Source organism: Clostridiaceae bacterium HFYG-1003, assembly GCA_024579835.1.
GTDB lineage: Bacteria > Bacillota > Clostridia > Clostridiales > Clostridiaceae > JG1575.
Genome location: CP102060.1, coordinates 1,634,342 through 1,655,779, shown reverse-complemented (window position 1 = coordinate 1,655,779; position 21,438 = coordinate 1,634,342). Strand labels below are relative to the sequence as shown.

The following is a 21,438-nucleotide window of genomic DNA, read 5'->3' as shown; positions in this document are numbered from 1 at the left end:
ATAATTCATGGATAACGAACGAACAGCAAGCATTAGTATTGGTGGCGATGAATATGTGCTACTACTTACTACAAAGGCAACAAAGGAAATTGCAGGACGATATGGTGGTCTTGAAAACTTAGGCGATAAGCTAATGAAGTCTGAGAATGTCGAGATGGCACTTTCGGAGATTGTGTGGCTGATTACCTTACTGGCCAATCAAAGTACCCTTGTCTATAACATCAAGCACAAGGATGCACCGAAGGAATTGCTGACAGAAGATGAGGTAGAAATTCTCACAAGCCCGATTGATTTGGCAGAGTACAAAGAGGCAATTATGAATGCCCTTTACAAGGGTGCAAAAAGAAATGTACTCAGTGAGGAAAGCCAAAAAAACGCAGTAGCCCCGTAAGTGACGAAGAGTTATTTACGAGGCTTTTATATTACGGCATCAGCGTATTACATCTGACCATGGATGAATTTTGGCTGATGCCGTTTGGTTTGCTACTAGACTTGTGGGAGTGTCACAAACAGTATCAGGGGCTGGCAAAACCAAAAAGAGAGATATTTATTGATGACATTATCCCTGATGGAATCTGACAAAGGAGGTGGAAAGCATGGCAGATAATTTTGGTTTGAAGATTGGTCTTGAAGGCGAGAAAGAATTTAAGAAGGCATTAACAGATATCAATCGTTCCTTTAAAGTACTTGGCTCTGAAATGAAACTGGTAGCTTCAGAATTTGATAAAAACGATAAGTCTGTCCAGGCTCTTTCCGCCAGAAATTCAGTCCTCAACAAAGAGATTGAAACCCAAAAAAGCAAAATTGATACCTTGAGGTCGGCTCTAGAAAATGCAGCTACCTCCTTTGGAGAAACCGATAGAAGAACACAAAACTGGCAGATTCAATTGAACAATGCTGAGGCGGCACTCAACAATATGGAGCGAGAGTTAAGTAGCAATAATGCTGCTCTTGAAGAAGCTAACTCTAATTATGATGATGCCGAAGATGCCCTCGATGACATGAACCGTGAAATGAACGATGTCACCGATAGCGCAGACGATATGGGAAAAGAGATTGATGAGGCAGCTGACTCTGCTGAAAAATCCGAATCTAAGTTTAAAGGCTTAGGTACAACTTTAAAAGCTATCGGCATTGCCATGGGAGCAGTTGCTGTTGCAGCAGGTGCGGCGGCTGTCAAACTTGGTAAAGAAGTCATTTCTGCCTATGCTGATTACGAACAATTAGTCGGTGGTGTAGATACACTTTTTAAAGAAAACTCTCAGCAGTTACAAGACTATGCATCGAATGCCTATAAGACGGCAGGTCTTTCTGCCAATGACTATATGGAAACCGTGACTTCTTTTTCTGCAAGCCTTATTTCTTCTCTTGGAGGAGATACAGAAAAAGCAGTTAAGTATGCTGATATGGCAATTACGGATATGTCTGACAATGCCAATAAGATGGGTACAGACATGGAATCCATTCAAAATGCCTATCAGGGTTTTGCCAAGCAGAATTACACCATGCTGGATAACCTTAAACTTGGTTATGGCGGTACAAAAAGTGAAATGGAGCGTCTCCTTGCCGATGCCGAGGCTATCTCTGGCATTGAGTACGATGTTTCTTCTTATGCCGATGTAGTTTCTGCCATCCATGTCATTCAAGAAAGCATGGGCATTGCTGGTACGACTGCTCTTGAGGCAGAGGAGACTATTTCAGGGTCCTTGAATGCTTTTGAATCTGCTTTACAAAATCTTTTAGTTGGTTTTGGGAATGCCGATGCAGATATGGAACAACTCAGTAATAACATGGTGGATGCCTTTCAGTCGGTGGTAAAAAACATTACACCAGTTATTGAAAATATCGTAAAGGCCCTGCCCGTCGCAATTGAAGCATTATTGGATGCGGTTTCTGATTTGTTACCGACACTGCTTGCTACGGTGACAGATTTATTTACTCAGGTACTAAACGCACTGATGAACCTATTACCTACCTTAATACCGGTAGCGGTTGATTCCATCCTTACAATTGTGAATGCCTTGATTGAAAACTTACCACTGCTAGTGGATGCAGCCGTTCAGTTAATAGCAGCTTTAGTGGAAGGTCTTGGGCAGGCTCTCCCAGAACTGATTCCTGCGGCAGTTAATGCAATTACTACGATTGTGCAAGGTTTGGTGGATAATCTACCCATGCTGCTCGACGCAGCACTGCAGTTAATACTTGGTTTGGCTCAGGGGCTTCTCGAGGCGATCCCACAACTAATTGAGGCTCTCCCTACGATTATTTTGGCAATCGTTGATTTTATTATAAGCGCAATTCCTCAGATTATAGATGCAGGTATTCAGCTATTATCATCGCTGGTTACAGCCTTGCCTGAAATTATTACGGCTATTGTAGAGGCGATTCCACAGATAATTGATGGAATATTAAATGGGATTTTAAGTTCGATTCCACAACTCATACAAGCGGGTGTCGACTTACTTGTTGCACTGATTCAAAATCTACCGACCATTATTACCACCATTGTGGTGGCAATCCCTCAAATCATTTCAAGTATTGTAAATGCATTAATTGGAAACATCGACAAGATCATTATGGCAGGGGTTCAGCTATTTGTAGCACTCATTCAGAATTTACCAACCATTGTGGTAGAGATCGTAAAAGCAGTGCCCCAGATTATTGGCGGCATCGTCAGAGCATTTACAAACTCCATGGGTTCAATCGTGACGGTGGGTGGCAACATTGTAAAAGGACTATGGCAGGGTATTCAATCCCTTGCTTCTTGGCTATGGAATAAAGTCAGTGGTTGGATTAGTGGCATTTGGACTGGTATCAAGGATTTCTTCGGTATCAAATCACCATCGAAACAGATGGGGTGGGTTGGTGAAATGCTTGTGAAAGGTCTTGCAGGTTCTATCCAAGATAACGGTGATGAGGCTGTAAAAGCAGCTGAAATGATGAGCGAGGATATCAACGATGTGATGACCAGTCTGGCCAGCGATATGAGTACATCCTTGCCTACAGACTTTTCAGTGGATACTTCTGTAGGCGGCGTGATTTCAAATGCAGCGACCTCTTCCCTAGGTGGTGTCAGTGGGTCGCTAGTTACTGTACAGCAGATGATTGTACGAAGTGAAGATGATATCAGAAGGGTATCTCAGGAACTTTATAACTTAATTCAGACAGGCTCTCGTGCTCAGGGTCGGTTTTCTACAACATAAGGAGGTGTGCCGATGGGTTTTTCATATGACGATATTTCTTCAAAAAGCATGGGACTAAAAGCCAGGCTCACTTCCTGGCAGGTCTGTGGAGGAATGCGAAATTTCACCACCAACGTACCTGGAAAGTATGGGGTGACAGACTTTGGAGCTGATTTTGATTACCGAGAAATCAATGTAGCTTGCAATATCTATCCCAAGCGTAGCTTTTCTGCACTGGTGACTACCCTTGATGAACTTTCAACATGGCTTGATCCCATGCAAGGGTTAAAAGAACTTGTTTTTGATGATGTACCCGACAGGTATTTCATGGCAAGGCTGAATGAAAAAGTGGACTGTGAACGACTCATTCGTTTTGCAGGAAGTTTCAACTTGAAGTTTTTCTGTCCTGACCCTTTTGCTTATGCCATTACGGATGAAAATTATTTAATAGAAAGCGAAGGCGACCACACGGTTACAAGACTGACCGGCAATGTTGATTCCAATCCTATGTATCGCTTGAAGGGAATCATCACATCGGGTGTGAACAATTCTATTTCTGTTACAACCAATGGCTTGGAAATGAAAATAGTGAATGCATTACTTTTGGCAGAAGAAACCCTTGTCATTGATACAGATAAGATGACGGCTTATGTGGAAGACGAAAACGGGATAATCTTAAGAAACGCTTTGCCTTACCTAGAGGAGATAGATTTTCCAAGTCTCAATGTAGGCAATAATACCCTAGCAATAACAACGAATAATGCTGTGTTTACAGCACTTGAAATAAAGGCTCGCAGTAGATGGAGGTGATCGTGTGGCACTAAAAACAATTTTAAATAAACAGACAGATTTTACGGGAGAGTTCCCAGTCGAATATGCAAAATCTGGACTGTGGCGGTTTAATGATGTATCAGTTGATGAAAATGGCTATCTTGCAGACTCTTCTGGGTTAGATAGAAAAATAGAGCTTGTCAATTATCTAGGAACAACTGCAAGCCTTCAAAGCGGCCAAAAAGGAAGACAAATCCGAATCAACATCAACAATCCCGCTACAGAAAAAACCTACCTTAAAGTGGTCAATGATGGTACTTTCTTTTCGGAGATGGGAGAGCGAATCCTTGTTGGCGGTTGGATGATACCGACTACTTATTCGGTGGGAAATACCTATTGCCCCATATTAAATACGCGCTATGGTCCTGGTCAGCCTATCTTTTACCTGTCGCTCTTTGCAGGCAGACCTAGAATCATGCTTTATAACGCTAGTGGTTCTCTCATACTCGACCAAACAACCACACCGCCTTTTTCACTTATCAATGGTGGTGTGTATTTTATTTGCATGGTCATAGAGCCAAACAATAAAAATGCATGGATTGTACTAGGAGATAGGACGAATGAAATAAGCTGGGTATCCCCGACCTATTCCTTTACAGGCACACTAAATCCTTCTTGCACGGCCGACATCATTATGGGCATGCATGCAGATGCCTATTGGTATGCTGGAAGATTTGATGACTGGTTTTTTGATATGGATTCAAGTCTTACAGTGGATGATTTGATTGATTATTTCAATGGGTCTCTTTTGACTAACGGTGGTGATATGGGCGGTGCTGTTGATGCTCTTAGCGTACCGGGAGTGGTGAGCTTAAGGGAAACAGAAGGTGTCTATCCAACGGAAGGAACACTATATACTGCTCCGGCAACGTGCAATCTGTCTGGCACAGGTCGGGTATCTGTTACCAGTGAATATATTTCTGGGGTAACTGCAGTTGGGCCAATAGAAACCTCAACAAGCGATGACCTGGTTCATTGGAGTGATTGGGCAGCCATCGCACTTGATGGAAAACTGGTATCTCCGAATAAGGCATACATTCGTTTTAGGGTTACACTTACTACCACAGATACGAGTAAGACCCCTCGAATCATTGATGTCAGGCTATATGACATTCCAAAGTCACCTTATGAGAGGATTGGTTTTTCAAGACCGGTCGTACTGGATTCAAATGGGGCTTGGGAGGCTGTGTTAGAAAATGCTTATAACATTGTGGTAACCAGTGAAATCAATGGCGAAGATACGCTCTCTTTTATGATCCCCTACCGTGATACCAAGCGGGGATTTATTGATAGCGAAAAGAAAATTCAGATTGTTGATGACATCTATAAAGTAAGGACTTTGACGGATACAAAAGACAGCGAAGGAAATCTAGCGACTGAAGTGTATGCTGAGGCAGAGTTTTATGACCTGACTTTTTCAGTGCGAAAAGAAGAGCATAAATTTGATGCAGAAACTGCTGAAGTCTCCATGGCTTATGCCTTAGAAGGAACGGAGTGGAGCGTAGGCACAGTTAATGTACGAACCAAAAGAACCTGGACGAGTACAGAAAAGAATGCTCTGTCCATCCTTCGCACAGTTGCTGACTTACACGGTGGTGATCTCGTCTTTGATTGCCCTAATAGGCTGGTCCATCTCTTAACGGTCTATGGTACGGATAGCGGTGCATTGTTTGCCTATAAGAAAAATATGAAGAGCATTAAAAGAGTCGTTGATACCAGAAGTCTTGTGACAAGGCTCTATGCCATTGGTAGCGATGGTCTGAGCTTTGCAGACATCAACGGAGGAAAAGCCTATGTGGAGGATTATACTTATTCGTCAGATATTCGGATATCAACATTAGATTGCTCCTCTTTTACCAATCCCTATCAGATGAAAGAATATACGGAAATGAGGCTTGCTCAGTATTCAAAACCAAATATCTCTTATGTTTTAAACGCAATGGATTTATCGGTGTTAACGGGTTATGAGCATGAGGCATGGTCGCTTGGCGATTATGTTCATGTAGAAGATAAAGATTTAGGACTGTCGGTGACAACTCGTGTTATACGAAGAGAATATAACTTACAAGAACCATGGAATACAGTATTAGAACTATCCACTACCCTTAAAAATCTGGGTAGTTCTGCAAGCCAGTGGGACAACGTGGCAGATTCTCTTGAAGGCACAAGTATGGTGACAAACAATGATATCCGGGAAATGGTGCCTTTTAACTTGCTGCGAAATTCTCGTGCTGATGATGGGATGGCTTACTGGGTTAACTCAGGCTTTGAGGTTGATGGTGATAACGGTGTGAGTGGGTCGACATCGTTTAAAGCGATGGGTGTAGTCAATATGACAAAGAGTATGGCTCAGACCATCTATCCAGCGAATCGCTCTAGCTACACGCTCTCGGCACAAATCGCATCTGAAAACTTAGAAAAGCTGAGTAGCGATTCACAGGTTGGTATTGAAGTGGTTATTGAATATGAAGATGGAACGACAGAAACAAGATTTATTGATTTGTATTAAGGAGGTGGATTGGTGGCTTATTTTTCAAGAACATCAGAAAAGATACTCCCAGAAAGCTACTCTTCTAAAGTAAAATCCATTACCATCCGTGTCTGTGTCACAAATTGCACAGGCACTTTTTATATTACGGATCTTTTTTTACAAGCAGGGTCAGTAGTCACGGGATGGGTAGGTCATCCCTGTGAAATAAGGTGGACGTTAGATGGCTAAGGTTAAATTTATAAGGTTGGCAGAAGTCATAAATAAAAAACAAGATAAGCGTGTCATGAGTGTAAGCATAAAACCTACCCTCTATGATTGCACTGGCATGATTTGGTTTACGGACATCCAGTTACAAGAAGGACCTGTTCTAAATGGTTATGCGCCTCATACAGAAATTAGGTTAGAAAAACTAAAGGAAGATGGCAGTATCAAGAATCCTGTTTGGTTTAACGGTGTGGTCCGTTCAGAGGAAACCATTATTTTATTTAATGTTGGTGAAACCTCTGCAGGACTTGATATTCATATCTATCCAAAGCTTTCTATGTCTGCTGGAACAGTGAAACTAAGCCAAGGTATAGGAGGGCAACAGGTCTCCTTCCCTGGAACCATTGGAAAAGATGTTGATTTGGCGCTCCTAGCATCTACACGAGCATGTACCAAAAACGGAGCAAGCGAACCCAAAGAGGGGTTCTATCAATACAGTGCTGCCTGGGACTCAAAGCACAAAGTGACCCTTGAAAAAGGGAAATCTGCAAGGGTGCTGTTTACCATGCAGGAAATGCAAGACGGAGGTGAACCATTCTAATGGAACGACTAAAAGGCAAGAAAATCATGGTGTGGACTTTTATGGGAAATGCACGGATGTATGAAGCTTTAGAGAAATATGGAGACCGGATTGATACCATCGGTCTTTTTTCTTTTAAGGTACGAGCTACGGGTGAAATTGTTGAGAGTGGTGTCACCATCAGTAGTATGCTCCCCTACATTAACCGTTATCGTCACATCAAATGGTTACTGACCATTGCCAATGATGGAGCAAATAGTATTTTCAGAGCATTGAGAGATAACACGAATGGCGCTCAGGAACTGTTTCTATCCGAGCTTATTCGTATTATGAAAAAGTATCCTTGGTGCGATGGTATTGATATTGACCTAGAAAGAGGCGATGACTATTCCACTCATGCTGAGTCAACCGCCATGTTCAAAAAAATTTACAACACCATCAAAGCCTATGATTCAAGTAAACTGATGAACATTTGCCTTCCAGGTATGACTAGCGTCAATGGTTCAGTAGGCGGTGAGAATTGGTGCGTCTATGGTGACCTAGACCCTTATTGCGATACCGCATCAATTATGAGTTATGGTATGGCTTGGTCAGGTTCTGCACCGGGACCTGTATCTCCAAGGAGCTGGCTTGAAGGGATTTATGATTATGCCGTTACAGTGATGAATCCCGACAAGATTTTCTTTGGGATGCCTGCTTACGGCTGGAACTGGCAAATCTATGACACACCAGAAAACCTAGGTAAAGCCTACCGAGGAACGTCCCATACCTACTATGCGGCAAAATACTGGATGACTGGAGTCTATAATTTCACAGACGATGCTCCTCCTCAACCGTTTATTCCCATAGTGGCTTACTGGGATGATGATAATAAAGTGCCCTGGGCATTGCCGCATGTCTACGATTATATGGAAGGAAGAGATGCCACTCGCTATAGCTATCCACTCTTATCTGCAAGCTACAATGGCAGACAGTATCTGACAGCCTATGGCAAACAACAAAAGTTAGCCTTTGGAACTGTTTATGTAGATCATGATGCCATGCCGGATAGTTATTCTGGTGTTGTTTCTGTTTCTAATAGCGTCACAACACTGGGGGATGAAGGTGCGGCAACCTATCATTTTACGCTTGCTCAGGCAGGTACTTATGATGTAGCAGTAAAGCTAGGCTTTCCATTTTGGGATAAGAATAATATTCATATCTCCCTTGATGGAAATGAAGTAGATTTTTTTGAAAACAGACTGTGGTGGCCTTATTGGAGAACGACTTTCTGGGCGGTGCTTAAAAAAGGAGTGAGCCTTTCTGCAGGAACACACACCATCACCATTTCGCTTGGGGCAAAGGGTGTACAGTTTTATGGCTTTAGAGTCTGTTCTTCATTTTCTGAGGAGCCATCAGTTGGTGAAGCAGAATATACCCTCGCTCCTAGACATTTCAAAGATGTAAACGGTGATATGGTAGGTCCTGCAACAGGCTTTAAGTTGACACTGGAGATGTTGAGACGAAAAGCTGATTCAGCCCTTGTGTGGTATGAGGATTTTAGAGATGATAACCCTCTCCCCCAAAGCTACTGGACAACATTATCAGGCGAATGGAGTGTTTGGCAAGATACAAGCAGTTCGATGAATAGACCCTATTCCCAACTAGAGGGTAAGGGTCAGTTAGCATGGAACTACAACAATTTTTCAGATATCCATTTAAGGGCGCAGATTATTTTTCCTGAGACCTTTAGTGGCAAGGCAGGTGTTTTTATTGGAACGATTTATTGTTGCTTTAATTATGATAACCAGCGTATTGAACTGTATGAAGGTTCTACTTTAAAAGGTAGTTATGCCACCAGCTTTTCAAAAACATCGGCCGCAAACATTCGATCGAATCCAAGCTTTTACACTCTAGAAATTCGAAAGCGTGGCAATCAAGTGCGGGTCTATTCCTCTGCATCTAATACACTGCGCTTTACAGCCACTTGCTCGGATGTGACAGGGTATGCAGGTATTCGTTCGGATAATAAAGTCCATTGCCAGTTGCTTCGCTTAGGCGATGCTTGGACCTATGAGCCTTATGAACGCTTTGACGTGCTTATGCCCGATGGAACATTTAAAACTTATGGTCGGCTATCAAGAAGTAACTGTTCTTGGGATGATGAGTTTCAAGTGTTTACTTTAACAGCAGACCTTGAAGAATCAGCCACAAGAAGTGAAAGCATCTCCCTAGATTATGATTTTTTTCATTCAGATATGATGCCATCCATTCAGTGCGGAAATGACTACAGTGTCACCATCATTCCAAGGGATATCAACATCTGGATATCTCGTCTTTTCTTAGGTGATGGTGACGGATTTTCCATTCTTTATTATCAAGATGTAGATAGTCTTGTGTACTGGTCAAATGAAGCAGCTTATCGGTGGAAACTTCGAGGCATGTGTATGTGGTCACTAGGTCAGGAGGATTTAAGGCTCTGGGAGTGGCTACCAAAACAAATAGAGTAATCAAAGGAACATCTGCAAAAGTAGGTGTTCTTTTTATTTCATCAAAAGGAGGAATTTTAAATGAAAGAAATATGGAACTGGATCCAAGTTGTGATAACAGCAATCGGTGGATTCTTCGGATGGTTTTTAGGAGGAGCAGACGGATTTTTATATGCGCTACTAGTCTTTGTAGTCATCGACTATCTAACAGGTGTCTTATGTGCCATCGCTGATAATACCCTATCAAGTGAAGTGGGATTTATCGGAATCAGCCGTAAAGTGCTGATTTTTGTTTTAGTGGGTGTAGCCAATATTTTAGATGTTTATGTGATTGGTGATGGGAGCGTACTAAGAACAGCGATTGTTTTCTTCTATCTATCAAATGAGGGAATTTCGCTGTTAGAAAATTCAGCTCACCTTGGACTACCTATCCCAGAAAAACTAAAAGATGTATTAGAACAGCTTCATAACAAGAGCGACGAGGAGGAATAATCATGAAAACTAAAGGAATCGATATCAGCACGTGGCAAAAACCAAGTCAGATAAACTATGACCAACTTGCAAAAGAGGTTGATTTTGTTATTCTACGTGCAGGATACACCGGTCACGGTACAGGAGTGAGTTTACACAAAGATGATGCTTTTGAAAAACACTACAAAGCCTTTCACGAGAGAGGTATTCCTATCGGCGTTTACTGGTACAGCTGTGCGAATACTAATGCCAAAGGCGTAGCAGAAGCAAAGAAATGCCTTGAAATTATCAAAGGCAAGACCATCTCTTATCCCGTTTTTATTGATACAGAGGATAATTATCACCAGCGACCAAGTGGCAAGAAAGCCATTACCGATGCTTTAGTAGGCTTTTGTGAAACCGTAGAAAATGCAGGCTATTATGCCGGTATCTATGCGTCTAGTTCTTGGTTTCAAGATTTAACAGAACTGGATCGTATAGCACCTTATGATTTCTGGGTCGCTCAGTGGTCTAATAAAGAACCGACACTTCGTCATGGTATCTGGCAGTACACAAGCAAAGGTAAATTGAATGGTTATTCAGGTAATTTGGATATGAACTATGCCTATAAGGATTACAAAACGATTATCCAAAGGGCTGGGCTAAATCATCTTGCTAAAGAAGAAAGCACACCTGCTCCTACCGAAAAGAAATCGGTCGAGACGCTGGCCAAGGAAGTCATACAAGGGTTATGGGGTAATGGTGAAGACCGAAAGAAACGCTTAACGGATGCAGGCTATGATTACGCGGCGGTGCAATCAAAGGTCAATGAAATGCTATCTAGTAAAAAGTCTATTGATGTCATCGCAAAGGAAGTCATTCGTGGCGATTGGGGTAACGGACAAGATCGAAAAAACAAACTTACAAATGCCGGTTATGACTACATTTCGGTACAAAAAAGGGTCAATGAACTCTTGAAATAAGAAGTATCAAAAATGCTTATTGTACACTTTGCATATATTGAAAGTGACTAGAAATAAACTCAAAAATTCTATTTAATCTCAAAAAGAAAACCTGTGAAATCAATCTTTGTTATGGACTGATTTCACAGGTTTTAAATTATTTAGGGTTTATTTCCTAGTCCCAACCAATGAAATCAATGAGTTTTTAACGACGTTCTTCAAGCTCTATCCTACAGCGACAGCCAGTGAACTTTCCTACTATGTGAATGACGGGATATTAAAACCAATCGGAAAAGAGTACATCTTTCAAGAACTGGTAAATCCTATTCACAATCGTAAGGATAATCAAGTCACGGTATCGCTGACAGTGGAGTATATCGACCAGCAGACCAAAGCAACGCAGGTATCTCAATTTGATTTGGTACTTGAAAAGAACGGGAGTAATTGGAAGATTATAGAATAACAAATATTGGTACATTATTACAGCTATTTTGTAATCACGTACTCTCTTTGATAAAAAATTGGAGATTCCTTTACAAATATGCTCTTACGTGCTATTATTTAAGTATCTATTTAAAAGGAGTTAATAAATATGCGGCAAGGTATTCTTAAATAAACTGTCAATTTGATAGTGGGAACAAATAATTGGATGTCCTTTTTTAGGAGGGCTTAGTTTTTTGTACCCAGTTTAAGAATACCTTTATCATGTGATTCTAAAGTATCCGGAGAATATCTGTATGCTTTGTATGCCTATGGTTATGCATAAAAATCCCAGTGATAAGAGTATTTATCACTGGGATTTTTATGCCCTTTTGGGCTTTTGAATGGAGGAAAATCACATGAAAATTATTAATATTGGAGTTTTAGCTCATGTTGATGCGGGAAAAACTACCTTAACAGAAAGCTTATTATATAACAGTGGAGCGATTACAGAATTAGGAAGCGTGGACAGAGGTACAACGAAAACGGATAATACGCTTTTAGAACGTCAGAGAGGAATTACAATTCAGACGGCGATAACCTCTTTTCAGTGGAAAAATACTAAGATAAACATCATAGACACGCCAGGACATATGGATTTTTTAGCAGAAGTATATCGTTCATTATCAGTATTAGATGGGGCAATTCTACTGATTTCTGCAAAAGATGGCGTACAAGCACAAACTCGTATATTGTTTCATGCACTTAGGAAAATAGGTATTCCCACAATCTTTTTTATCAATAAGATTGACCAAAATGGAATTGATTTATCAACGGTTTATCAGGATATTAAAGAGAAACTTTCTGCGGAAATTGTAATCAAACAGAAGGTAGAACTGCATCCTAATATGCGTGTAATGAACTTTACCGAATCTGAACAATGGGATATGGTAATAGAAGGAAATGATTACCTTTTGGAGAAATATACGTCTGGGAAATTATTGGAAGCATTAGAACTCGAACAAGAGGAAAGCATAAGATTTCATAATTGTTCCCTGTTCCCTGTTTATCACGGAAGTGCAAAAAACAATATAGGGATTGATAACCTTATAGAAGTGATTACGAATAAATTTTATTCATCAACACATCGAGGTCAGTCTGAACTTTGCGGAAAAGTTTTCAAAATTGAGTATTCGGAAAAAAGACAGCGTCTTGCATATATACGTCTTTATAGTGGCGTACTGCATTTGCGAGATTCGGTTAGAATATCGGAAAAGGAAAAAATAAAAATTACAGAAATGTATACTTCAATAAATGGTGAATTATGTAAAATCGATAAGGCTTATTCCGGGGAAATTGTTATTTTGCAGAATGAGTTTTTGAAGTTAAATAGTGTTCTTGGAGATACAAAGCTATTGCCACAGAGAGAGAGAATTGAAAATCCCCTCCCTCTGCTGCAAACGACTGTTGAACCGAGCAAACCTCAACAAAGGGAAATGTTACTTGATGCACTTTTAGAAATCTCCGACAGTGACCCGCTTCTGCGATATTATGTGGATTCTGCGACACATGAAATCATACTTTCTTTCTTAGGGAAAGTACAAATGGAAGTGACTTGTGCTCTGCTGCAAGAAAAGTATCATGTGGAGATAGAAATAAAAGAGCCTACAGTCATTTATATGGAAAGACCGTTAAAAAAAGCAGAGTATACCATTCACATCGAAGTTCCACCGAATCCTTTCTGGGCTTCCATTGGTCTATCTGTAGCACCGCTTCCATTAGGGAGCGGAGTACAGTATGAGAGCTCGGTTTCTCTTGGATACTTAAATCAATCGTTTCAAAATGCAGTTATGGAGGGGATACGCTATGGCTGTGAACAAGGATTGTATGGTTGGAATGTGACGGACTGTAAAATCTGTTTTAAGTATGGCTTATACTATAGCCCTGTTAGTACCCCAGCAGATTTTCGGATGCTTGCTCCTATTGTATTGGAACAAGTCTTAAAAAAAGCTGGAACAGAATTGTTAGAGCCATATCTTAGTTTTAAAATTTATGCGCCACAGGAATATCTTTCACGAGCATACAACGATGCTCCTAAATATTGTGCGAACATCGTAGACACTCAATTGAAAAATAATGAGGTCATTCTTAGTGGAGAAATCCCTGCTCGGTGTATTCAAGAATATCGTAGTGATTTAACTTTCTTTACAAATGGACGTAGTGTTTGTTTAACAGAGTTAAAAGGGTACCATGTTACTACCGGTGAACCTGTTTGCCAGCCCCGTCGTCCAAATAGTCGGATAGATAAAGTACGATATATGTTCAATAAAATAACTTAGTGTATTTTATGTTGTTATATAAATATGGTTTCTTGTTAAATAAGATGAAATATTTTTTAATAAAGATTTGAATTAAAGTGTAAAGGAGGAGATAGTTATTATAAACTACAAGTGGATATTGTGTCCTGTATGTGGAAATAAAACACGATTAAAGATAAGGGAAGATACTGAATTAAAAAAATTCCCCCTCTATTGTCCGAAATGCAGACAAGAAAATTTAATTGAAATAAAGCAGTTCAAAGTAACTGTGATTACAGAGCCAGACGCAAAGACGCAGAGCCGATAAAATGAGATTAATACAATCTCATTTTATCGGCTCTTTCCGTTATGTATGGATTCTTTTAATTAGTCTTCGATGTTTCTTGCTTCGTTGATACCGCTGGCTAAAGATTCCATTAAGGATAGTTCTTTGTCTGTAAAGCTATCCATGTATTTCTCTATCTGTAATCGTCTGGTGCTTTTTACAAGATCGTTGGCAGGTAAGAAAAATTCATCAACGGACACAGGAAGTAATGATACAAGGTCATAAAGAACTTGTATACTTGGGTGTTGCCCCTTATTTTCAATATTGGTTAAGTAACGTGGGTCAATTTCAATCAATGCTCCCACTTGTTCACGAGTTAAACCTTGCTTCAATCGAGCTTCTTTAATGGCTAAACCAAAGGCTCTAAAATCATATCTATCTTCCTTTTTACGCATAATAAACCACCTCTATACATTTTACTGTTCCTATCAAATTAGAAACAGGATGTCACTCCAAACATTTTGAAACATACATTCTGTACTAACTATGTAAATGAAGGAATGGATACGAAAGCATTACGGTATATTATGGGTTCACAAGTATAAACATGGCCTATCAAGGAGTACTTCTCTTTGGTAGGCTTTCTTTTTTTCTAAACCGTCAGATTCTATCACCTCCCGAGGCTACTAGGTAGAGGGCAATAAATAAATCGCCCTTTGGAAAGAGGTGATGGATATGAAACATAATCTAAAAATTAGTGTTTCTAAGAAACCACAGACAGGCGGACTTGTTACCTACCGTAATGTGTCCGTAAGGGAACGAATTCTTCGCTTTCTTTTAGGGAGCAACCAGCGTGTAACGATTGTGATCCCTGGAGATAGCATCGAGGAACTCTCTATCTGTGAAATGACGAAAGGAGGAACTGACCTTGAGCAAAATAAAATTACTGCTTGAAGTGGTCAATGATATGCGAAGTCTTGCTGACAGCATACAGGCAGTTTGCGATGCGATGACAGAAGGAGATCCTGCTCCAGGTGCAAAAGCTTCCACTGAACAAGAACCAGTAAAAGAGCCGGATATCCCACTGGAAAAAGTGCGTATGGTACTTGCTGAAAAGAGCCAGATTGGGTTTACTGCCGAAGTGCGAGGACTCATTCAGAAGTATGGTGCAGACAAGTTAAGTGCTGTTGATAAGGCGTATTATTCTGACATTTTGAAAGATGCGGAGGGTCTTGGAAATGGGTAATCATGCAATATTATCTGCATCCTCATCCCACAGGTGGCTTAACTGCCTACCCTCTGCAAGACTTGAACTGGAGTTTGAAGACCAAAGTGGTGAGGCAGCAAAAGAAGGCACAGCGGCTCATGACCTGTGTGAACACAAACTAAAAAAGGCACTTCATATGAGAAGTCAGCGACCTATCTCTGAGTATAACTCTGATGAGATGGAGGAATGTACAGATGCTTACGTGGACTTTGTTATGGAGCAGGTGGAACTTGCAAGAAAGTCTTGCACAGATCCTATCGTTCTTATTGAACAGCATCTTGATTTTTCATGCTATGTGCCAGACGGCTTTGGAACAGGAGATTGCGTGATTATCGCGGATGACAGACTTCACATCGTAGACTTTAAATATGGGCTGGGTGTGCTAGTTGATGCAGTGGACAATCCACAGATGAAGCTCTATGCCCTCGGAGCACTTGGAATCTATGATCACCTGTATGACATCAAAGAAGTGTCTATGACAATCTTTCAGCCAAGAAGAGAAAATGTCAGCACCTGGACAATACCGGTGGAAGAACTAAAAGGCTGGGCGGAAGAGGAACTAAAGCCTAGGGCGGTCAAGGCCTTTAATGGTGAGGGTGAATACATCCCCGGTCCATGGTGTACCTTCTGTAAAGCGGCAAACAGATGTCGGGCCAGAGCCGAAGAAAAGCTAAAACTTGCAGAGAAAGAATTCAAGATGCCACCTCTGCTGACGGATGCTGAGATAGAAGAAATCTTACTTATTCTTCCCGACCTTACCAAATGGGCAAATGAAATAACAGCCTATGCCACTGATGCAGCAGTCAATCACGGTAAAGAGTGGAACGGTTTTAAAGTTGTGGAAGGTCGCTCGGTTCGTAAGTACAAAGATGAAGGAGCCATTGCAGAAAAAGCCGTGGCAGGTGGATATAAGGATATTTACAGAAAGAGCCTTATTCCGATGACAGAGATGCAAAAACTGATGGGTAAAGCCAAGTTTGAGGAACTCCTTGGTGATCTCATTTTCAAACCACCGGGTAAGCCGACTCTTGTTCCAAACTCAGATAAAAGACCGGCGATTAACGTAGTAAATGCTAAAAACGAATTTAACGAAATTATGGAGGATTAAATATTATGGCAAATATGCAAAACAAAACAAAAGTTATCACAGGTGTAAACTCAAGATTTTCTTACTTCCACGGATGGGATCCTGTATCTATTAATGGTGGTGCAGAAAAGTACAGCGTATCCGTCCTTATTCCAAAGGATGACAAGGAAACCATTAATGCTATCCATGCAGCAGTTGATGCTGCCATTGAGGAAGGTATCGCAAAGTTTGGTGGTAAGAAACCAAATAAGGCAGCCATTAAACTACCGCTGCGTGATGGTGATGTAGAGCGTGATGATGAGGCTTATAAAGGCCATTACTTTATCAATGCGAATAGCAAGACAGCGCCACAGATTGTAGACAAAAGTGTTAAGCCGATACTGGATCGTAGCGAGGTATACAGCGGTTGTTATGGTAGGGTTTCTCTTAACTTCTATGCTTTCAACTCAAATGGTAATAAAGGTGTAGCTTGTGGTCTTGGTAACATTCAAAAAATTAGAGACGGAGAACCTCTAGGCGGTAAGACTTCTGCAGTAGATGATTTTACGACTCTTGTCGATGATGACTTCCTTGCCTAAAAGGAATAGAAAACTTGATGGTGGTGGAGGTCTTACCTCTGCCACCTTTTTTCATTTAGGAAAGGTGGTAGCTATGAAGAACTTAGAAATTGATATCGAAACCTATTCTTCTACCAATCTACAAAAAAGTGGTGTTTATCGTTACGTAGAAGCAGATGATTTTGAGGTGATGCTGTTTGGTTATGCGGTTGACGGTGATGAAGTTAAGGTCATCGATTTGATGAATGGAGAAAAGATTCCAAAAGAAATCCTAGATGCCTTAACCGATGAAACCATTACGAAGTGGGCATTTAATGCTCAGTTTGAGCGAGTATGCCTTTCACGTTATTTGGGCTATCCCACTGGGACTTATCTAAATCCTTCCTCATGGAAATGTTCCATGGTTTGGTCTGCCTATATGGGTTTACCTCTTTCTTTAGAAGGTGTAGGTGCAGTGCTAGGACTTGAAAAGCAAAAGCTGACAGAGGGTAAAGACCTGATACGATATTTTTGTCTTCCATGTACTCCGACTAAAACAAATGGTGGTAGGACCCGTAACCTACCCACTGATGAAATCGATAAGTGGCAAAAGTTCAAAGCATATAACAAGCGTGATGTGGAGGCAGAAATCCAGATACAACAAAGATTGATCAAGTTTCCAGTGCCAGAGGACATCTGGGATGAGCATCATCTCGACCAAGAAATTAACGATCGAGGCATAAAGGTTGATATGGATTTTGTTAAGCAGGCCATCGCTATGGATGACATCTCTCATGAAAAACTACTAACCGCCATGCAGCAGATAACACATCTCGAAAACCCAAACTCCGTACAACAGATGAAAGGCTGGCTTTCAGATAACGGTCTAGAGATGGAGACACTCGGGAAAAAGGCTGTCGCTGAGAAACTTGAGGAAACAGATGGTGAACTAAATGAAGTTCTTTCACTTCGTCAGCAACTGGCAAAATCCTCGGTAAAGAAATATACAGCAATGGAAAATGCGGTTTGTGCAGATTCTCGCGCCAGGGGAATGTTTCAGTTTTATGGAGCTAACAGAACCGGTCGCTTTGCCGGTAGGCTTGTGCAATTGCAAAATCTCCCTCAGAACCATATGCCAGATTTAAAAGAGGCGCGAACTATTGTCAGAAATGGTGATGTTGAAACACTAGAACTGCTCTATGAAGATATACCCGATACACTCTCACAACTAATTCGTACAGCCTTTGTACCAAAAGAAGGTCATAAGTTTATTGTGGCTGACTTTTCAGCCATTGAGGCTCGTGTGCTTTCATGGCTTGCAGGTGAGACATGGCGAACGGATGTATTTGCTAGTGGTGGTGATATCTACTGTGCATCTGCCTCACAGATGTTTGGTGTTTCCGTTGAAAAGCATGGTGTGAACGGTCACTTGAGACAGAAGGGTAAAATCGCTGAATTGGCACTTGGCTATGGTGGTTCTGTTGGTGCATTAAAAGCCATGGGCGCATTAGAGATGGGGCTTGAAGAGGAAGAATTAAAACCGCTTGTGAATGCCTGGAGAATGTCTAATCCCAACATCACACAGTTCTGGTGGGATGTAGATCGGGCGGCTAAACAATGCGTAAAGGAAAATAAATCACAAGAAACCCATGGCATCGAGTTTCATTGTCTTAGTGGCATGCTTTTTATCATTCTTCCCTCAGGTAGACGGCTTGCCTATGTAAAACCTCGAATCGGTGAGAATCAGTTTGGTGGTGAGTCCGTGACCTATGAAGGAGTAGGTGGAACAAAGAAATGGGAGCGTCTTGAAAGTTACGGTCCTAAGTTTGTAGAGAATATTGTTCAAGCTATATCCCGTGATATTTTGATGTATTCAATGAAGATGCTTAGTACTTATCGTATTGTGGCTCATGTCCATGATGAAGTCATTATTGAAGCCAATTCTAAAATATCTGTTAATGAAGTATGTAAACAGATGAGTCAAGTGCCACCTTGGGCAAAAGGGCTGCTCCTTGATGCCGATGGCTATGAATGTGAATTTTATCAAAAAGATTAAAGAAATCATCAGATTTCACCTCCTGCCGTGGCTACTAGGTAGGAGGTGTTTTTCTATGAACATTTTTGAAGTAAAAGATGGTTGTCCTTTAAAGGGCAAGACCGAACAGATGACAGAGGAAGAATTACAGAGGGAATATGACTTTCACATAGCCGAGAGTATTATCGCAAACCTATATAAAGAAGGTAAAATTACAGTGGATGAATTACACAAAATATCAGCCTTGAACAGGCAGAAATTCTCTCCCCGTTTAGCCGAGATTATGTCCTAAAAAGCTTGCTATTAATAGCTTTTAGAGTGATGTATGTAATGGGCGAAAGCGAGGTGAGATGATGAAAAAGATAACAAAAATAGATGAACTGCCCCAGGGACAGCTACCTAATACGAAACTTAGGGTTGCCGCCTATGCCAGGGTCTCAACCGATAGTGATGAACAACTTGAAAGCCTTAAAGCACAGCGTGAACACTATGAGCGCTATATTAAGTCTAATCCTGAATGGGAGTTTGCTGGTCTTTATTATGACGAAGGGATCTCCGGCACCAAGATGGAGAAACGGACTGAACTGCTCCGTATGATACGAGATTGTAAGCAAGGTCGGATAGATTTTATTATCACCAAATCAATCAGCCGCTTTGCTCGTAATACAGTAGATTGCCTAGAGTTAGTAAGAAAGTTGATTGATATCGGTGTTTACATTTATTTTGAAAAAGAGAATCTGAATACGGGTGATATGGAAAGTGAGCTGATGCTTTCTATCCTTTCAGGATTTGCTACAGAAGAGTCTGCATCTATTTCACAAAACTCAACATGGTCCATTCAAAAGAGATTTCAAAATGGCAGTTATGTTGGTACTCCACCCTACGGCTACACCAATATAGATGGTGAAATGGTAATCGTCCCAGAAGAAGCAGAAATCATCAAACGTATTTTTGCAGAGTGCCTTTCAGGGAAAGGTGGAGGTACCATAGCAAGAGGTTTGAACAAAGACAAAATCCCTGCAAGTAGAGGTAATCACTGGAGTGCAGGCACGGTGATAGACATGCTTCGAAACGAAAAATATATGGGTGATGTCCTACTACAAAAGACTTACACCGATAGTAACTACAATCGCCATCCAAATACAGGTGAAAAAGACCAGTATTACTACAAGGATAATCATGAACCTATTATAAGTAGAGAAGACTTTGCTAAGGCACAAGATCTCATTGATGAAAGAGCCAAGATGAAGTGTAAGGGCGTGAAAAAGAACGTTTATCTTAATCGATATGCTTTAAGTGGCAAGATCGTCTGTGGAGAGTGTGGTCGCAATTTCAGGAGAAAGACAAATTACTCAGTTGGCAGGAGCTACATTGCTTGGAGTTGCATCGGTCATATCGAAGACAAAGAGAGCTGCTCCATGTTGTTTCTGCGAGATGGGGAAATCAAAGCCACATTGACAACCATGATGAATAAGCTTGCTTTCAGTCATAAGCTAATCTTAGAACCGCTATTCAAATCAATTAGCCAAATCGATAAAGAAAGCGACCGTGAAAGAATGGATGCTATTGATAAGCGACTGGAACAATTAATGGAAGAACGCAATACCCTTATTACACTGATGGCCAAAGGTTTCCTTGAGCCAGCTCTTTTTAATCAGGAACGAAATGTTTTAGATAGTGAGATGAAAAATCTTTCAACTGAAAAAACAAACCTTGTATCAAATTCCGCGAGTGGGATTTTGCGAGCAAACGAGATAAAGGACCTCATTGATTACGTATCAGCAGATAATTTTAATGGTGACTACACGGAAGAGATATTTGAAGAATTTGTAGAGAACATCATTGTAAATTCCAGGGATGAGCTGACATTCAATTTGAAATGCGGTCTTTCCCTGAAAGAAAAGGTGGTGAGATAAATGGCATATATTCCATATGGATACAAAATTCAAGATGGAGTGGTTACTGTCGATGAAAAGGCAGCAGGTCAAGTAAAGGTATTCTTTGAGAAATACATATCAGGACTATCCCTTACAGTGGCTGGCGAACAGGCAGGTATTGATAAGACACACTCTGTGATGGGTCGCATTTTGAAAAACGTCAACTACCTTGGAAATGATACGTATCCAGCAATTATTGATAAAGAGATATTTGATAAAGCTGAAGAAGTTAGAGATAAGCGTGCAAAGGATTTAGGACGAGTGGTAGAGCTTGCCGCTTTCACCTCTCCCCCTCCTAAAGAACGATTTAAAATGAGAAAGGCAGATAATAAGATGCCAGTTGATCCTTTTGAACGAGCAGAATACTTATATAGTCTGATAGAAAGCGAGGAATAAAGTGACAGA

General features: G+C 40.9%; 21 protein-coding genes and 2 pseudogenes. 22 read left to right on the top strand and 1 reads right to left on the bottom strand.

Annotation, left to right across the window (positions count from 1 at the left end):
* Nucleotides 1–7 precede the first annotated feature (7 nt).
* From NQU17_07450 to NQU17_07390, 13 genes and pseudogenes are all read left to right on the top strand, one after another.
* Nucleotides 8–391, top strand: coding sequence for a hypothetical protein (locus tag NQU17_07450; protein ID UUM13379.1), 384 nt, complete (start codon nucleotides 8–10; stop codon nucleotides 389–391).
* 205 nt (nucleotides 392–596) lie between these two features.
* On the top strand, nucleotides 597–3,203 hold the full coding sequence (locus NQU17_07445; protein ID UUM13378.1) for a phage tail protein: 2,607 nt from the start codon (nucleotides 597–599) through the stop codon (nucleotides 3,201–3,203).
* Between the two features lie 12 nt (nucleotides 3,204–3,215).
* Nucleotides 3,216–3,992 carry a phage tail family protein gene (locus NQU17_07440; protein ID UUM13377.1) on the top strand — a complete coding sequence of 259 codons (777 nt, stop codon included), beginning with the start codon at nucleotides 3,216–3,218 and terminating at the stop codon, nucleotides 3,990–3,992.
* A gap of 4 nt (nucleotides 3,993–3,996) precedes the next feature.
* Nucleotides 3,997–6,522: a phage tail protein gene (locus NQU17_07435; GenBank protein UUM13376.1), complete on the top strand. Its 2,526-nt coding sequence runs from the start codon at nucleotides 3,997–3,999 to the stop codon at nucleotides 6,520–6,522.
* Between the two features lie 12 nt (nucleotides 6,523–6,534).
* Complete coding sequence (locus NQU17_07430; GenBank protein ID UUM13375.1) at nucleotides 6,535–6,732, top strand: hypothetical protein; 198 nt, start codon at nucleotides 6,535–6,537, stop codon at nucleotides 6,730–6,732.
* A complete protein-coding gene (locus NQU17_07425) occupies nucleotides 6,725–7,309 on the top strand; it encodes a hypothetical protein (GenBank protein ID UUM13374.1) in 585 nt (194 codons plus the stop codon). The genes NQU17_07430 and NQU17_07425 overlap by 8 nt, the downstream gene beginning before the upstream one ends.
* Nucleotides 7,309–9,777, top strand: coding sequence for a glycosyl hydrolase family 18 protein (locus NQU17_07420; protein ID UUM13373.1), 2,469 nt, complete (start codon nucleotides 7,309–7,311; stop codon nucleotides 9,775–9,777). Before NQU17_07425 ends, NQU17_07420 begins: the two co-directional genes overlap by 1 nt.
* 60 nt (nucleotides 9,778–9,837) lie before the next feature.
* Nucleotides 9,838–10,248 (top strand): phage holin family protein, encoded by a 411-nt coding sequence (locus NQU17_07415; GenBank protein ID UUM13372.1) that lies wholly within the window; start codon nucleotides 9,838–9,840, stop codon nucleotides 10,246–10,248.
* A 2-nt stretch (nucleotides 10,249–10,250) separates the two neighbouring features.
* Nucleotides 10,251–11,189: a 1,4-beta-N-acetylmuramidase gene (locus tag NQU17_07410; GenBank protein UUM13371.1), complete on the top strand. Its 939-nt coding sequence runs from the start codon at nucleotides 10,251–10,253 to the stop codon at nucleotides 11,187–11,189.
* Nucleotides 11,190–11,352: 163 nt separating this feature from the next.
* Nucleotides 11,353–11,631, top strand: a pseudogene (locus NQU17_07405) (conjugal transfer protein).
* Nucleotides 11,632–11,875: 244 nt separating this feature from the next.
* Nucleotides 11,876–11,992, top strand: coding sequence for a tetracycline resistance determinant leader peptide (locus tag NQU17_07400; protein UUM13370.1), 117 nt, complete (start codon nucleotides 11,876–11,878; stop codon nucleotides 11,990–11,992).
* Nucleotides 11,993–12,007: 15 nt separating this feature from the next.
* Nucleotides 12,008–13,927 carry a tetracycline resistance ribosomal protection protein Tet(M) gene (gene tet(M), locus NQU17_07395; GenBank protein ID UUM13369.1) on the top strand — a complete coding sequence of 640 codons (1,920 nt, stop codon included), beginning with the start codon at nucleotides 12,008–12,010 and terminating at the stop codon, nucleotides 13,925–13,927.
* Between the two features lie 118 nt (nucleotides 13,928–14,045).
* A complete protein-coding gene (locus tag NQU17_07390; protein ID UUM13368.1) occupies nucleotides 14,046–14,213 on the top strand; it encodes a cysteine-rich KTR domain-containing protein in 168 nt (55 codons plus the stop codon).
* A gap of 59 nt (nucleotides 14,214–14,272) precedes the next feature.
* Here NQU17_07390 and NQU17_07385 read toward each other — a convergent pair whose 3' ends face one another.
* Nucleotides 14,273–14,626, bottom strand: a complete 354-nt coding sequence (locus NQU17_07385; GenBank protein UUM13367.1) for a helix-turn-helix domain-containing protein — start codon at nucleotides 14,624–14,626, stop codon at nucleotides 14,273–14,275.
* Nucleotides 14,627–14,677: 51 nt separating this feature from the next.
* Between NQU17_07385 and NQU17_07380 the strand changes: the two are divergent.
* From NQU17_07380 to NQU17_07340, 9 genes and pseudogenes are all read left to right on the top strand, one after another.
* A pseudogene (locus tag NQU17_07380) lies at nucleotides 14,678–14,764 on the top strand (site-specific integrase).
* Between the two features lie 142 nt (nucleotides 14,765–14,906).
* Complete coding sequence (locus NQU17_07375; GenBank protein UUM13366.1) at nucleotides 14,907–15,125, top strand: hypothetical protein; 219 nt, start codon at nucleotides 14,907–14,909, stop codon at nucleotides 15,123–15,125.
* A complete protein-coding gene (locus NQU17_07370) occupies nucleotides 15,100–15,417 on the top strand; it encodes an rRNA biogenesis protein rrp5 (protein UUM13365.1) in 318 nt (105 codons plus the stop codon). The genes NQU17_07375 and NQU17_07370 overlap by 26 nt, the downstream gene beginning before the upstream one ends.
* On the top strand, nucleotides 15,410–16,546 hold the full coding sequence (locus NQU17_07365) for a DUF2800 domain-containing protein (protein ID UUM13364.1): 1,137 nt from the start codon (nucleotides 15,410–15,412) through the stop codon (nucleotides 16,544–16,546). The genes NQU17_07370 and NQU17_07365 overlap by 8 nt, the downstream gene beginning before the upstream one ends.
* A gap of 5 nt (nucleotides 16,547–16,551) precedes the next feature.
* On the top strand, nucleotides 16,552–17,103 hold the full coding sequence (locus NQU17_07360; protein ID UUM13363.1) for a DUF2815 family protein: 552 nt from the start codon (nucleotides 16,552–16,554) through the stop codon (nucleotides 17,101–17,103).
* 73 nt (nucleotides 17,104–17,176) lie between these two features.
* Nucleotides 17,177–19,117, top strand: a complete 1,941-nt coding sequence (locus NQU17_07355) for a DNA polymerase (GenBank protein ID UUM13482.1) — start codon at nucleotides 17,177–17,179, stop codon at nucleotides 19,115–19,117.
* Nucleotides 19,118–19,172: 55 nt separating this feature from the next.
* Nucleotides 19,173–19,388, top strand: a complete 216-nt coding sequence (locus NQU17_07350) for a hypothetical protein (protein UUM13362.1) — start codon at nucleotides 19,173–19,175, stop codon at nucleotides 19,386–19,388.
* 61 nt (nucleotides 19,389–19,449) lie between these two features.
* The gene (locus NQU17_07345) at nucleotides 19,450–21,012 is read left to right on the top strand and encodes a recombinase family protein (protein UUM13481.1); all 1,563 of its coding nucleotides are present in this window, start codon (nucleotides 19,450–19,452) and stop codon (nucleotides 21,010–21,012) included.
* Entirely contained in the window at nucleotides 21,013–21,429 is a 417-nt protein-coding gene (locus NQU17_07340; GenBank protein ID UUM13361.1) for a recombinase family protein, read from the top strand.
* Nucleotides 21,430–21,438 lie beyond the last annotated feature (9 nt).